Below are 13,342 nucleotides of genomic sequence, written 5' to 3'. Positions count from 1 at the left end.
GCATTTATTAGCTATTTAAAGCTTTTGTATACAATTTCTTCTCGTCAGGCCTTGTTCACGGCCGCAGACGCCCCTCCGCCAAACGCCGATCAAGGATAGCCCATGCGCCAGCCTTTGCCGCCCGATCTGCCCGTTGTCTTCCAACCGGTCGTCGCCCGCAATCGACACGCTCTGCAGGACGCCGTCGCCAGCCACCCGCCACTCGACCCTACGACCTGGAGCGCCATGCAGCGTCGCCAGTTCGAGCAGGTCACGGCGGCCAGCGACTTCGTCATGGAGCAGGTGGTGCGCGAGCCGGCGATATTCTGCGAGCTGTTGGGCAGCGGCGAACTGGAGCGGGCGCTGGCGCCGGGCGAGCTGCGCGCGCGCATCGCGGCGACGGCCGCTGCCGCCGCCAGCGAAGAGGAACTGGCGCGGCAGCTGCGCCGCGAGCGCAACCGCCAGCAGGTGCGCATCGTCTGGCGCGACTTGACCCGCCAGGCCGAGCTCAAGGAAACCTGCCGCGACCTGTCGGATCTGGCCGACGCCTGCATCGACCAAGCCTACCAATGGCTGTACCCACGCCACTGCCAGCAATTCGGCACGCCTGTCGGCGCGCGCAGCGGCGAGGCCCAGCACATGGTGGTGCTGGGCATGGGCAAGCTGGGCGCGGTGGAGCTGAACCTGTCATCGGACATCGACCTGATCTTCGCCTTCCCTGAAGGCGGCGAAACCCAAGGTGTGAAGCGCGCGCTGGACAATCAGGAGTTCTTTACCCGCCTGGGCCAGCGCCTGATAAAAGCGCTCGACCCGGTCACGGTCGACGGCTTCGTGTTCCGCGTCGACATGCGCCTGCGCCCCTATGGCTCCTCCGGTGCCCTGGTGCTGAGCTTCAACGCGCTGGAGCACTACTACCAAGACCAGGGCCGCGACTGGGAGCGCTACGCCATGATCAAGGCCCGCGTGGTGGCCGGCGACCAGGCCGCCGGTGCGCAGCTGCAGGCTATGCTGCGACCCTTCGTGTACCGCCGCTACCTGGACTTCTCGGCCATCGAAGCGCTGCGCACTATGAAGCAACTGATCCAGCAGGAGGTGCGGCGCAAGGGCATGGCCGACAACATCAAGCTGGGCGCAGGCGGTATCCGCGAAGTGGAGTTCATCGCCCAGGCATTCCAGTTGATCCACGGCGGGCGCGACCTGAGCCTGCAACAGCGGCCCTTGCTCAAGGTGCTGGCGACGCTGGAAGGGCAGGGCTATCTGCCGCCGGCGGTGGTGGCCGAGCTGCGCGACGGCTATGCCTTCCTGCGCTACACCGAGCACGCCATCCAGGCCATCGCCGACCGCCAGACGCAGATGCTGCCCGACGATGCGCTGGACCGCGCGCGCGTGGCCTACATGCTCGGCTTCGCCGACTGGGAGGGCTTCCATGCGCAATTGATGCAGTGGCGCGAGCGTATCGACTGGCATTTCCGCCAGGTCATCGCCGACCCGGACGAGGACGAAGCTGAGGGCGAGCTGGTGGTGGGCGGCGAGTGGTCGCCCTTGTGGGAACAGGCACAGGATGAAGAAGCCGCCTGTCGACAATTGCAGGAAGCCGGCCTGCGCAACCCCGCCGAAGCCCTGCGCCGGCTCACCGCCTTGCGCGCCAGCCCGTCGCTGCGTTCGATGCAGCGCATCGGCCGCGAGCGCCTGGACGCCTTCATCCCGCGCCTGCTGGCCCAGGCGGTCGAGCACGACCACCCCGACCTGGTGCTGGAGCGGGTGCTGCCCCTGGTCGAGGCGGTGGCGCGGCGCTCGGCCTATCTGGTGTTGCTCACGGAGAACCCCGGCGCCTTGCGCCGCCTGTTGACGCTGTGCGCGGCCAGCCCGTGGATCGCCGAGCAGATCACCCGCTTCCCGCTGCTGCTCGACGAATTGCTCAACGAAGACCGGCTGTTCAGCCCGCCGCTGGCGCCGGAGCTGGGCTCGGAACTGCGCGAGCGGCTGATGCGCATTCCCGAGGAGGACCTGGAGCAGCAGATGGAGGCGCTGCGCCATTTCAAACTGGCCCACAGCCTGCGTGTGGCGGCCTCGGAGATCACCGGCAACCTGCCGCTGATGAAGGTCAGCGATTACCTGACCTGGCTGGCCGAGGCGATTCTCGACCAGGTGCTGGCCTTGGCCTGGCGGCATACGGTCGCCCGCCATGGCCAGCCCAAGCGCAGCGACGGCAGCCTGTGCGACCCGGCCTTCGTCATCGTCGGTTACGGCAAGGTCGGCGGCATCGAATTGGGCCATGGCTCGGACCTGGACCTGGTGTTCATCCACGACGGCGACCCGCATGCCGAGACCGACGGCGACAAACCCATCGACGGCGCGCAGTTCTTCACCCGTCTGGGTCAGCGCATCATTCATCTGCTGACCACGCAGACCAACTCCGGGCAGCTCTACGACGTCGACATGCGCTTGCGCCCGTCGGGCGCGGCAGGCCTGTTGGTCAGCTCGCTGGGCGCGTTCGAGCGCTACCAGCGCAACGAAGCCTGGACCTGGGAACACCAGGCCCTGGTACGGGCGCGGGTGCTGGTGGGCTGCAAGCAGGTGGCCGAGGCTTTCGAAGCCGTGCGCGCCGGTGTGCTGGGGCAGGCGCGCGACATCGCCACCTTGCGCACCGCCGTCAGCGACATGCGCGCCAAGATGCGCGCCAGCCTGGGCAGCAAGGCCACCGCGGCCGGCACGGCGGCCAACGCCTATGCACCAGGCTTGCCGTTCGACTTGAAGCAGGATGCCGGGGGCATCGTCGATATCGAGTTCATGGTGCAATACGCCGCCCTGGCCTGGTCCCACGACCATCCGGCGCTGTTGCGCTGGACCGACAACATCCGTTTGCTCGAAGCGCTGGAACAGGCCGGATTGATGCCCGCAGGCGACGCCGCGTTGTTGCGCGAGGCGTACAAGACGTTCCGCTCGGCCTCGCACCGCCAGGCGTTGCAGAAGCAGGCCGGTGTAGTGGACGCGAGCCAGTTCGCCGAGGAGCGCCGCGAGGTACGGCGGATCTGGGGGGCGTTGGGGTTGGAGTGATGGCGTTGTGCAGGGGCGTGCGGTTTTCTGCTGGGTGCCGTATTTTTTCTGGCAAACCGCAGCGCCTGGATCGGGCCGGCGTCGCCGGCCATCGCGGCTAATCGGAGCGCCGAACCGGCCGCTCCCACAGAGTACGCGCGTTATCCGGGAGTGTAGTGAGCTTGTAGACCAGTCGACTCGGCGCCCCGATCAGCCGCGATGGCCGGCTGCTCCCAATGCCGCCGGGCACCCACGATGGCCTTCACCCAGCTCCCGGACACGGGTGGTACACTGTGCGCCACACAGCCTGAATATAAAGAAAGAAGACCGGCGCCCAGCCGCTGTTCCATCCGTGGCGCGGCCTGTCCGTCGACTTCTCCAAGGGCCGGCACCTCAGGTGCCGGCCCTTTCGAGTTCTGGAAAACGCATGAGAATACTGATCATTGGGCCCAGCTGGGTCGGCGACATGGTGATGGCGCAGACGCTGTTCCAGGTCCTGAAACAGCGCCACCCCGACTGCGTCATCGACGTGCTGGCCCCCGACTGGAGCCGGCCGCTCCTCGAACGCATGCCCGAAGTGCGCCAGGCCTTGAGCTTTCCGCTCGGCCACGGCGCACTGGAGCTGGGCACCCGCAGGCGCATCGGCAAGTCGCTCAAGGGCCAGTACGACCAGGCGATCCTGCTGCCCAACTCGCTCAAATCGGCGTTGGTGCCGTTCTTCGCTGGGATTGCCACCCGCACCGGCTGGCGTGGCGAAATGCGCTGGGGCCTGCTCAACGACGTGCGCACGCTCGACAAGGCGCGTTACCCGCTAATGATCGAGCGCTTCATGGCCCTGGCCTACACGCCGGGCGCCGAGCTGCCGCAGCCTTACCCCAAGCCCGCCCTGCGCATCGAAACGGCCAGCCGCGACGCTGCTTTGGCCAAGTTCGGCCTGGCCCTGGACCGTCCGGTGCTGGCGCTGTGTCCGGGCGCTGAGTTCGGCGAGTCCAAGCGCTGGCCGGCCGAGCACTACGCCGAGGTCGCCGAGGCCCTGGTGCGCCAAGGTTGGCAGGTCTGGCTGTTCGGTTCGAAGAAGGACCACCCGGTCGGCGAAGCGATCCGCGAGCGGCTGATTCCCGGCCTGCGCGAAGAGTCAGTGAACCTGGCCGGCGAAACCTCCCTGGCCGAGGCCATCGACCTCATGTCGTGCGCCGACGCGGTGGTGTCCAACGATTCGGGCCTGATGCACGTCGCCGCCGCCCTCAACCGCCCCTTGGTGGCGGTGTACGGCTCGACCTCGCCAGGCTTCACACCACCTCTGGCCGACCAGGTGGAAGTGGTGCGCCTGGGGCTGGAGTGCAGCCCCTGCTTCGACCGCACCTGCCGTTTCGGCCATTACAACTGCCTGCGCCTGCTCGAACCCCAGGCCGTGATCGCGGCCCTGCAGCGCCTCGACGGTGGCCAGCCGATCCACCTGCTGGCCGAGGTCGACTAAGTGCGGGTACTGATCGTCAAGACGTCGTCGCTCGGCGATGTGATCCATACCCTGCCGGCCCTCACCGACGCCGCGCAGGCCATTCCCGGCATCCGCTTCGACTGGGTGGTCGAGGAGGGCTTCGCCGAGATTCCGACCTGGCACCCGGCGGTCGATCGGGTGATTCCGGTGGCCATCCGCCGCTGGCGCAAGCACCTCTGGCAAACGCTCAAGAGCGGCGAGTTCAAAGTCTTCAGGCAGCGCCTGCGCGAGCACACCTACGACTTGGTGATCGACGCCCAGGGCCTGCTCAAATCGGCTTGGCTGACACGTCTGGTCAAGGCTCCGGTGGCCGGGTTGGATCGCTATTCGGCGCGCGAAGGGCTGTCGAGCCGCTTCTACGACCGGCGTCTGTCGGTCGCGGTGGGCCAGCACGCGGTCGAACGCACGCGGCAGCTGTTCGCCATGGCCCTGGCCTACGACCTGCCCGAAGGCCTGGGCGACTACGGCCTGGACCTGGCCCGCCTGCAACTGCCACCCGCCGCGCCCTACGTGGTGTTCCTGCATGGCACCACCTGGGCCACCAAGCATTGGCCGGAGGCCTACTGGCGCGAGCTGGCCGAGCGCATGGGGCGGCGCAAGCTGCAAGTCTGCCTGCCATGGGGCAACGAGGCCGAGAAGGCCCGCGCCGAACGCATCGCCCAAGGCCTGAGCCACTGCCAGGTGCTGCCGCGCCTGAACCTGGTCGGGGTGGCCCGCGTGCTGGCCGCGGCCAAGGCTTGTGTGGCGGTCGACACCGGGCTCGGGCATCTGGCCGCGGCACTGGACGTGCCGACCATTTCCCTGTTCGGCCCGACCAACCCTGGCTTGACCGGCGCCTACGGGCGCTCCCAGGTACACCAGGCCAGCGATTTCCCCTGCGCTCCGTGCCTGCAAAAGAAATGCACCTACAAGCCGAGCGCCGAGGACCTGCGCCGGTTCGATCTCAAACGCGAGTGGCCGCTGTGCTTCACTCGCCTGAATCCCGAGCATGTAGCGAGCCGCCTGAGCGCGCTGCTGCTGGCTGAGGATGTCCGTTGATGCAACTGGCTTTCGTGCTCTACAAATACTTTCCCTTCGGCGGCCTGCAACGCGACTTCATGCGCATTGCCCTGGAGTGCCAACGACGCGGGCACCAGATCCGCGTCTACACCCTGATCTGGGAAGGCGACATTCCCCCGGGCTTCGAAGTGCTGGTCGCGCCGGTCAAGGCGCTGTTCAACCATCGGCGCAACGAGAAACTCAGCGCCTGGATGGCGGCCGACCTGGCCAAGCGCCCGGTCGACCGCCTGATCGGCTTCAACAAGATGCCGGGCCTGGACGTGTACTACGCCGCCGACGGCTGCTTCGAAGACAAGGCCCAGACCCTGCGTGGCAACCTGTACCGCCGCTGGGGCCGCTACAAGCATTTCGCTGACTACGAGCGGGCGGTGTTCGCCCGCGAGTCCAAGACCCAGGTGCTGATGATCTCCGAGGTGCAGCAACCGCTGTTCGTCAAGCACTACGGCACCCCGGTCGAACGCTTCCATCTGCTGCCGCCAGGCATCTCCCAGGACCGCCGCGCACCGGCCAACGCCGAAGACATCCGGGCGGGCCTGCGCCAGGAGTTCGACGTCGGCGCCGACGAACTGCTGCTGGTACAGATCGGCTCGGGCTTCAAGACCAAAGGCGTGGACCGTAGCCTCAAAGCGCTGGCCGCCTTGCCTGGCGACTTGCGCAAGCGCACGCGGCTGCTGGTCATCGGCCAGGACGACCCCAAGGTGTTCCAGCTGCAAAGCGCCGCCTTGGGTCTGGGCGAGCAGGTGCAGTTCCTCAAGGGCCGCAGCGACATCCCGCGCTTTCTGCTCGGCGCCGACCTGCTGATCCACCCGGCCTACAACGAAAACACCGGCACCGTGCTGCTCGAAGCCTTGGTGGCCGGCTTGCCGGTGCTGGTGTCGAAGGTCTGTGGCTATGCCCATTACATCGAAGAAGCCGACTGCGGCCTGGTGCTCGACGAGCCTTTCGCCCAGGCGCAGCTCGACGACTACCTGGCACGCATGCTTCAGGCGCCCGATCAGCGCGCCGCCTGGTCGCGCAATGGCCTGGCCTTCGCCGACAGCGCCGACCTCTACAGCATGCCGCAGCATGCCGCCGACGTGATCCTCGCGGAGCCCCGCCCATGAAGCTGATTCTGGCTGAGCCGTTCAAGCAGCTGTGGGCCGGGCGCGACCCGTTCGAGGCCGTCGAAGGTTTGCAGGGCGAGGTGTACCGTGAACTCGAAGGGCGCCGCACCCTGCGCACCGAAGTCGACGGCGCCGGTTACTTCGTCAAGATCCACCGCGGCATCGGCTGGGGCGAGGTGTTCAAGAACCTGTTCAGCGCCAAGCTGCCGGTGCTCGGCGCCGGCCAGGAATGGCGCGCCATCGAACGCCTGCACCAGGCCGGCGTGCCGACCATGACTGCCGTGGCCTACGGCGAGCGCGGCAGCAACCCGGCGCACCAGCATTCGTTCATCGTCACCGAGGAACTGGCGCCGACCGTCAGCCTGGAAGACTTCAGCCTGGACTGGCGCCAACAGCCACCGGCGCCGGCCCTCAAGCACGCGCTGATCAGCGAGGTGGCGCGCATGACCGGCACCATGCACCGCGCCGGGGTCAACCACCGCGACTGCTACATCTGCCACTTCCTGCTGCACACCGACCGGCCCATCGCCCCGGGCACGCTGAAGCTGTCGCTGATCGACCTGCACCGCGCGCAGACCCGCACGCGCATCAGCCGCCGCTGGCGCGACAAGGACCTGGCCGCGCTGTACTTCTCGGCGCTGGACATCGGCTTGACTGCGCGCGACGAGCTGCGCTTCCTGCGCGGCTACTTCCAGCGCCCGCTGCGCCAGATACTGCGCGACGAGGCCAGCTTGCTTGCCTACCTGCAACGCAAGGCGCACAAGCTCTACGCGCGCAAGCAGCGTTACGGGGACGCACTCTGATGGCCGGCTGGACCTTGGAGCCGGGGTACGAACACCTGGCCGCGGACTTCGGCAGCCTGGAGGCGGTGTTCGCCCTGCAAGGCGAGCGCCTGACCCGCGATCCGCTCAGTGAGGTGGTGCGCGTAGAGCGCGACGGCGTCAACTACTACGTCAAACGCTACACCGGCGCCGGCAAGGGCCTGCGTCGCTACCTGGGCCGCCCGCGGATCAAGGCCGAATGGCAGAACCTCAAGCAATTCGCCAAGTGGAACATTCCCACCGCCGAAGTGGTCGCCTGGGGCCTGGAGCGCAATGGCCTGGCCTTTGGCCGTGGCGCCATGATCACCCGCGAACTGCCGCGCACCGAAGACCTCTCGGTGCTGGCCGAGCGCAACGATCCGCGCCTGGCCGACCGCGCCTGGGTGGCCCACCTGTGCCGGCAGGTGGCCCGCCACACACGGGTGATGCACGACCACCATTTCACCCACAACGACCTCAAATGGCGCAACCTGCTGGTCGACGATCGGGGCACGGTGTTCTTCATCGACTGCCCGACCGGCGACTTCTGGCGTGGCTTCATGCTGCGCCATCGGGTGATCAAGGACCTGGCCTGCCTGGACAAGGTGGCCAAGTACCACCTCTCGGCCACACAGCGCCTGCGTTTCTACCTGCACTATCGCGGCCATGCGCGGCTCAACGGTAAAGACAAGCAGCGCATCGCCCAGGTACTGAGCTTTTTCGAGGGAAGGGAATGACCGATTACCTGGCCAGCGAGGACGTCGCCTTGTTGCAGCGTCACGGCCTGAACGATTTCGAAGCGCTGTGGAGTTTGCAACTCGACGCCGTCGACGAACCCAACACCGGGCGTGGCGGCTGGAGCAGCGTCTATCGCCTGGAGCTGGAGGGTAAGGGCTATTACCTCAAGCGCCAGGCCGACTACCTGACTCGCACCCTGCACGCACCCTTCGGCGAGCCGACCTTCAGCCGCGAGTTTCGCAATATCCGGCGCTATCAGACGCTCGGCATTCCGGCGTTGCAGGCGGTGTTCTACGGCCAGCGCAAGGATCGTGAGGCGCATCGGGCGATGCTGCTGACCCGTGCCCTGGACGATTGGCGCGACCTGGACGGCCTGCTGGCGCAGTGGCCCGAACTGGCCGACGCGCAGCGCGAGGGCATCCTGCGCGCCTGCGGCCAATTGGCGCGCACCCTGCACGGCGCCGGGCAAGTGCATGGCTGCTTCTACCCCAAGCACATCTTCTTGCGCGAACGGCGCAGCGGTTGGCAGGCGCAACTGATCGACCTGGAGAAGACTCGGCCGTTGTTGTTCGGCCGCCGTGACCGCCTCAAGGACCTCGAGCCGCTGATGCGCCGAGCCCGCGTCTGGAGCGAAGGCGACGTGCGCCTGCTCCTGGCCGCCTACCTCGACCAACCCGCTGACAGCGCGGTGGTGGGCGACTGGCAACAGCATCTGCTGCGCCGCCATCGTGAAAAGGGGGCGCGCTGATGCAACTGGCCGAACTCAAACAGGCCGGGCGCAACCCGAGCCTGCCGCTGACCTTGACCCTGGCCGATGCCGCCGGGCCTGCCGACCTGCAATTGCTCAGCCTGCTGCGCGTGTTGCCTGGCCAGCGCTACGTGGGTGCGGCCCTGTGGCGCGGCACGCCGGTGCTGGCCAAGCTGCTGGTCGGCGGCAGTGCGGCGCGACATTTCCAGCGCGAGCTCGAAGGCGTGCGCCTGCTGGCCGCCCAAGGCCTGACCACACCGACCCTGCTCGCCGACGGTCTGGTCGAAGGCCAGGGCGGCTGGTTGCTGTTCGAATTTCTCGACCAGGCGCAAAGCCTGGACGATGCGTGGCAGCAGGTAGCGACCCAGCCCACATTGAGCGACGGCCAACAGCAGGTGATCGGCGAGGCCCTGGCGGCCGTGGCGCGCATGCATGCGGCAGGCCTGTGGCAAGACGACCTGCACCTGGACAACCTGCTGCGCCAAGGCGAGCGGCTGTACCTGATCGACGGTGCCGGCATCAAGGCCGAAACCCCAGGCAAACCCCTGTCGCGCCAGCGCGTGCTGGAAAACCTCGGGGTGTTTTTCGCCCAGTTGCCCAAGCGTCTGGAGCCATTCCTCGAAGAGCTGCTGGTGCACTACCTGCTGGCCAATGCCGAGCACGCGCTGCCGCTCGAAGCGTTGCAGAAGCAAGTCGACAAGGTACGTGCCTGGCGGCAGAAGGATTACCTGGACAAGGCCGGTCGCGAATGCAGTTTGTTCAGCGTCGAGCGCAGCCTGTCGAAGTTGCAGGCGATCCGCCGCAGCGAAGTGGCCGCCTTGTCGCCGGTGCTGGAGCAAGCCGACTCGCTCATCGACCAGGGCCATCTGTACAAGACCGGCGGCGCCGCCAGCGTGGCGCGCGTCGAGGTGGGCGGCCGTAAGCTGGTGATCAAGCGCTACAACATCAAGAACGCCGCGCACTGGCTCAAGCGCTTCTGGCGCCCGAGCCGCGCCTGGCATTCCTGGATCGAAGGCCAGCGCCTGGCGTTTCTCGACATCGCCACCCCGCAGCCATTGGCCGTGCTGGAGCGGCGCATGCTGGGCCTGCGTGGCCGCGCCTACCTGGTCACCGACTACGTCGACGGCCCGGACCTGACCGAGTGCTTCGCGCCCTATGTGGACGACGGCCAGGCGCCACAGGTGCAGATCGACGCGCTGGTCAGCCTGATGCGACAGCTGATCCGCGAACGCATCAGCCATGGCGACTTCAAGGGGCACAACCTGTTCTGGGTCGACGGCCATTGGTCGCTGATCGACCTCGACGCCATGTGCCAGCACGCCACCCAGCGCAGCTTCGCCGCCGCCTACGCCCGCGACCGGGCGCGCCTGCTGCGTAACTGGCCGAGCGGCAGCACCTTGCATCAGCGGCTGGACGCGCTGCTTCCGCGCCTGACCGAGTAGGCGGCCGGCAGCGCCAGCCAGTCGCTGCTGCGCCCGGCCTGCCGCACCCGGATACGCCACTGCCCGTCGCGCCAGCGCAGGATTGCCCAAGCCGTAGCGGGACCGTTCGGCTGGTTCGGAATCAGCAGGTGGTAGTGATCGTCGAGCAAATGCGCACGCAGCGGTAACGCCTGCTCCCCCGCCAGCAGATACAGCTGCCCTTCGTATCGGAACAGCCCGTCTCCATCGGGGAGCTCGACGCCCATGGGCCGTTCGGGCAACTGGCACTCGGCCAACAGCGCCGCAAGGTCGGGCAAGCCGTCGTACCACAGCACGGGCGAGTCCACGACCCACTCGCCATCCGCGCGCCGTTTGACCGGGACCTTGAGGTACGCATCGGGCATGCGCGGGTCGAGCACCCGCCAGCGGTAGCCATCGAATGCCACTTGGTAGTTCATGCCGGCCGCGTCCTTGATGTAGTACAGCGACAGGCCCGCATAGGGCGACGGCTGCTCGTAGATGCCTTCCTTGTGAATGCCGTCGACCCGGTAACGTAGCTTGTCGGTGTCGATGTTGATGGCTGCGGCAGGCGGCAGCTTCAGCGGCGGGGTGGGGGGAATGGCGCGAATGGCCCGACGCATCACCGTGGTGCCGCCGATGTTGTTGATGGCGTCGCTGATGTGGGTGAAGGATTCGACCAGGTGTTTGAGCACGCCGGTGCGGTCATCCTCCTTGAATGCCGCATTAGCGTCGATGACCGACAGGAGCGCGCGCGCCAATGCCACCGGCACCAGGGCGCGTGCCGGAATCACCAGGCTGATCAGGTCGAGCAGGATCGACAACGCATGCAAGGTCAGCTCGCCCAGCAGTTCGAGTTTGGTGTTGGTGCTGGCATCGACGCGGGCCAGTGTGGCGTTGACTTCTGCCACATAGCGGGCGCGCTGGAAGTCGCCGACGATTTCCGGGCGTTGCGCGATGGCGCCAAGGCCGCCCTTGGTCAGCCAGCGTTCGACCTGCTCGGGGTCGAGCAGCGGCAGGCGCTCCTTGACGTATTGGCGTAGCGCGGGCTTGCTGCGCAGGGTCCTGAGCAGGTGGCGGGTGTTGCGAAATTCCCGCCAGGCACGCCGATCGGGCGCATCCGGGGTGTAGGCCAGGAAGCGCGAGAAACCAGCCCCCTCGGGCGTGACGAGCATGACATCGTGCAAGGTATGCCCACCCAACAGTAGCTGGCGTACGCTCAGACGTTGCCCGCGCAAGCGCTGGCGCGCTTGGGCGGTCGGGTTGTCCAGCACCAGCATCGCCCACTCGAAACCGCGTTCGAACGGATCTTCCAGCAGGTGCCCGGCGTAGTGCGCCTTGGCCAGTTCCGTACGCATGCGCGCGCGGCTGACATCTACATAACGGTCCTTGCGCCACTGCGCCTGCGGCGAGGTCAGCAGGTGGGTACGCAGGTATTGGCGATAGCTCTCGCCGACGTTCAATTCGCGCACCATGGCGCGGACCTGGCTGGGGGTGATGCCGGACACGGTATGGTCGTCCGCGTCGTGCACCCTGGCGGTCAGCCAGTAGTCGATGTCGAGCAGGCTGACATTGATCAGGGCCAGTTCGTCGAGGCGGTAGGTGCGGCGCACCAGCTCTACGCTATCGCCCACCTGCGGGCGGCTGGCCGCGGGAATCCAGGCGGTGGTGATGCCCGGGTGCAGCACCGGGCCCTTCTGCCTGGCCAGGGTCACGCTGACGTACGTGTGGAGCGGGTCGAGATCCAATTGGTGGCGTTGGCGCAATGCGCTGCGCAGACGGTCGCGGGTCCAGGCCAGCAAGCTGTTGCGCTCGAGAAACTGCTTGGAGTCGAGGATGCCCGGAGCCGATGCCCGGTCGATGGCGACCACCAGCTCCTGCACGGTCTGCATGATGTGGGTCAGACCCTGGGCCGACGCATGCCGCAGCCAGGCCGGCGAGTTGCGCTCCAGGAGCAGGCCGTAGCGGGTTTGCAGGGCCGAGCGGCTGTCGATCCAGGGCACGACATCGGCGGCCGTTCGCAGGTCTTCGGCCAAGATGGACAGATCCACCAGTGACCGTCGCGCGGCGCTTTCCCAGAGGGCGATGAGCGTGGTGCGTTGCGCGTCGATCAAGTCCTGGACCAGGGCCTGGACCAGGTCGTCGTTGAACCACTCGTAGCGCAGGCGCTCGGCATTGCACGCCCGCTCGCGATCCTCGTCGCTGTGCAGATGGCGCAGCAGCGGACGGCTCTGTTGCGGGTCGTCGAGCCGTTCGCACAGCTCGACGTGCAGTTCGGCGAGGCTGTCGAAGGCCTCGATGCCATGGGGCAGGCTGCAGAGCAGGGCGTATTCGCCGGGTTGGCGAGGGTCGGGCATGCCGCCTTCGGGGCCACCCTCGACGATGACGAAAGCGCCGCGCAAAGGGCAGCGCCAGTGGGGCGTGGTGATGCTCAGCACCGGCCGGTACACCTGCGGACGCTGCGCCACCGGCAGATGCTGGCGCTGCGAAGGCAGCGGCAGGCTCACGCAACTGGACATCAGCTCGGCATGGTTGGAGCCCAGGGTGTGGTCGCCCTCGCGCAGGGCGATTTGCGCCAGCAATTGCTGGCGCAGGATCTCGCTCAACTGGGCTTGGCGGCTGGTCGCAGGCGGTGTGCCGGACAGCCAGTAGTCGGCCAGGTCGGCGAAATAGCGTTGGCGCGCGTTCAGCAGCGGCAGCATCGGGTCGGGCGGCGGTGGCGGGGTGAGCAGGGCGCTCAAAGGCAGGTCGAAGGATTTGAAGTGTTCCAGGCTCATGGGGTGGCTCCGCTTTGGATGAGCGGGTCACGCTGGCGCTTTTGCGACGGTTGGGTGCGGTAATGGGGTCTGTAGGTGGGGTGGGTACTCGCCGCAGCAGCCAATCATCGCGTCGCCTGACGAAGGTTGCGCGCGAGCTGGTTGTGGTCGATCACCAGTGGCGCT

Annotated in this window: 9 protein-coding genes; 8 read left to right on the top strand and 1 reads right to left on the bottom strand. The window is 67.2% G+C overall.

Features of this window, described 5'->3' with window-relative positions; translation table 11 throughout:
- Window positions 1-102: 102 nt before the first annotated feature.
- The 8 genes from glnE (at window position 103) to ACSMEV_RS01605 (ending at window position 10,403) form a co-directional block, all read left to right on the top strand.
- Complete coding sequence (gene glnE / locus ACSMEV_RS01640; protein ID WP_459206983.1) at window positions 103-3,036, top strand: bifunctional [glutamate--ammonia ligase]-adenylyl-L-tyrosine phosphorylase/[glutamate--ammonia-ligase] adenylyltransferase; 2,934 nt, start codon at window positions 103-105, stop codon at window positions 3,034-3,036.
- A 406-nt stretch (window positions 3,037-3,442) separates the two neighbouring features.
- A complete protein-coding gene (waaF, locus tag ACSMEV_RS01635; protein ID WP_459206982.1) occupies window positions 3,443-4,492 on the top strand; it encodes a lipopolysaccharide heptosyltransferase II in 1,050 nt (349 codons plus the stop codon).
- Window positions 4,493-5,551: a lipopolysaccharide heptosyltransferase I gene (waaC, locus tag ACSMEV_RS01630; protein ID WP_459206981.1), complete on the top strand. Its 1,059-nt coding sequence runs from the start codon at window positions 4,493-4,495 to the stop codon at window positions 5,549-5,551. It begins immediately after the preceding gene.
- Complete coding sequence (locus ACSMEV_RS01625) at window positions 5,551-6,675, top strand: glycosyltransferase family 4 protein (protein WP_459206980.1); 1,125 nt, start codon at window positions 5,551-5,553, stop codon at window positions 6,673-6,675. The genes waaC and ACSMEV_RS01625 overlap by 1 nt, the downstream gene beginning before the upstream one ends.
- Complete coding sequence (gene rfaP / locus ACSMEV_RS01620; RefSeq protein ID WP_459206979.1) at window positions 6,672-7,478, top strand: lipopolysaccharide core heptose(I) kinase RfaP; 807 nt, start codon at window positions 6,672-6,674, stop codon at window positions 7,476-7,478. The genes ACSMEV_RS01625 and rfaP overlap by 4 nt, the downstream gene beginning before the upstream one ends.
- A complete protein-coding gene (locus ACSMEV_RS01615) occupies window positions 7,478-8,212 on the top strand; it encodes a lipopolysaccharide kinase InaA family protein (RefSeq protein WP_459206978.1) in 735 nt (244 codons plus the stop codon). The genes rfaP and ACSMEV_RS01615 overlap by 1 nt, the downstream gene beginning before the upstream one ends.
- Entirely contained in the window at window positions 8,209-8,961 is a 753-nt protein-coding gene (locus tag ACSMEV_RS01610; RefSeq protein ID WP_459206977.1) for a lipopolysaccharide kinase InaA family protein, read from the top strand. The genes ACSMEV_RS01615 and ACSMEV_RS01610 overlap by 4 nt, the downstream gene beginning before the upstream one ends.
- Window positions 8,961-10,403 (top strand): lipopolysaccharide kinase InaA family protein, encoded by a 1,443-nt coding sequence (locus ACSMEV_RS01605; protein ID WP_459206976.1) that lies wholly within the window; start codon window positions 8,961-8,963, stop codon window positions 10,401-10,403. Before ACSMEV_RS01610 ends, ACSMEV_RS01605 begins: the two co-directional genes overlap by 1 nt.
- Here ACSMEV_RS01605 and ACSMEV_RS01600 read toward each other — a convergent pair.
- Window positions 10,364-13,177, bottom strand: a complete 2,814-nt coding sequence (locus ACSMEV_RS01600) for a dermonecrotic toxin domain-containing protein (RefSeq protein ID WP_459206975.1) — start codon at window positions 13,175-13,177, stop codon at window positions 10,364-10,366. The two genes, ACSMEV_RS01605 and ACSMEV_RS01600, sit on opposite strands and share 40 nt — an antisense overlap.
- Window positions 13,178-13,342 lie beyond the last annotated feature (165 nt).

Source organism: Pseudomonas sp. MLB6B (assembly GCF_054508135.1).
Note: the sequence above shows the minus strand (reverse complement) of the source record. Positions and strands in the feature narration are given on the sequence as shown.

Excerpts from the sequence above, each read along its gene's own strand:
- ACSMEV_RS01615 (WP_459206978.1), top strand. The coding sequence starts at position 7,478 with ATGGCCGGCTGGACCTTGGAGCCGGGGTACGAACACCTGGCCGCGGAC.
- ACSMEV_RS01600 (WP_459206975.1), bottom strand. The coding sequence starts at position 13,177 with ATGAGCCTGGAACACTTCAAATCCTTCGACCTGCCTTTGAGCGCCCTG.
- ACSMEV_RS01605 (WP_459206976.1), top strand. The coding sequence starts at position 8,961 with ATGCAACTGGCCGAACTCAAACAGGCCGGGCGCAACCCGAGCCTGCCG.
- waaF (WP_459206982.1), top strand. The coding sequence starts at position 3,443 with ATGAGAATACTGATCATTGGGCCCAGCTGGGTCGGCGACATGGTGATG.
- rfaP (WP_459206979.1), top strand. The coding sequence starts at position 6,672 with ATGAAGCTGATTCTGGCTGAGCCGTTCAAGCAGCTGTGGGCCGGGCGC.
- glnE (WP_459206983.1), top strand. The coding sequence starts at position 103 with ATGCGCCAGCCTTTGCCGCCCGATCTGCCCGTTGTCTTCCAACCGGTC.
- ACSMEV_RS01625 (WP_459206980.1), top strand. The coding sequence starts at position 5,551 with ATGCAACTGGCTTTCGTGCTCTACAAATACTTTCCCTTCGGCGGCCTG.
- ACSMEV_RS01610 (WP_459206977.1), top strand. The coding sequence starts at position 8,209 with ATGACCGATTACCTGGCCAGCGAGGACGTCGCCTTGTTGCAGCGTCAC.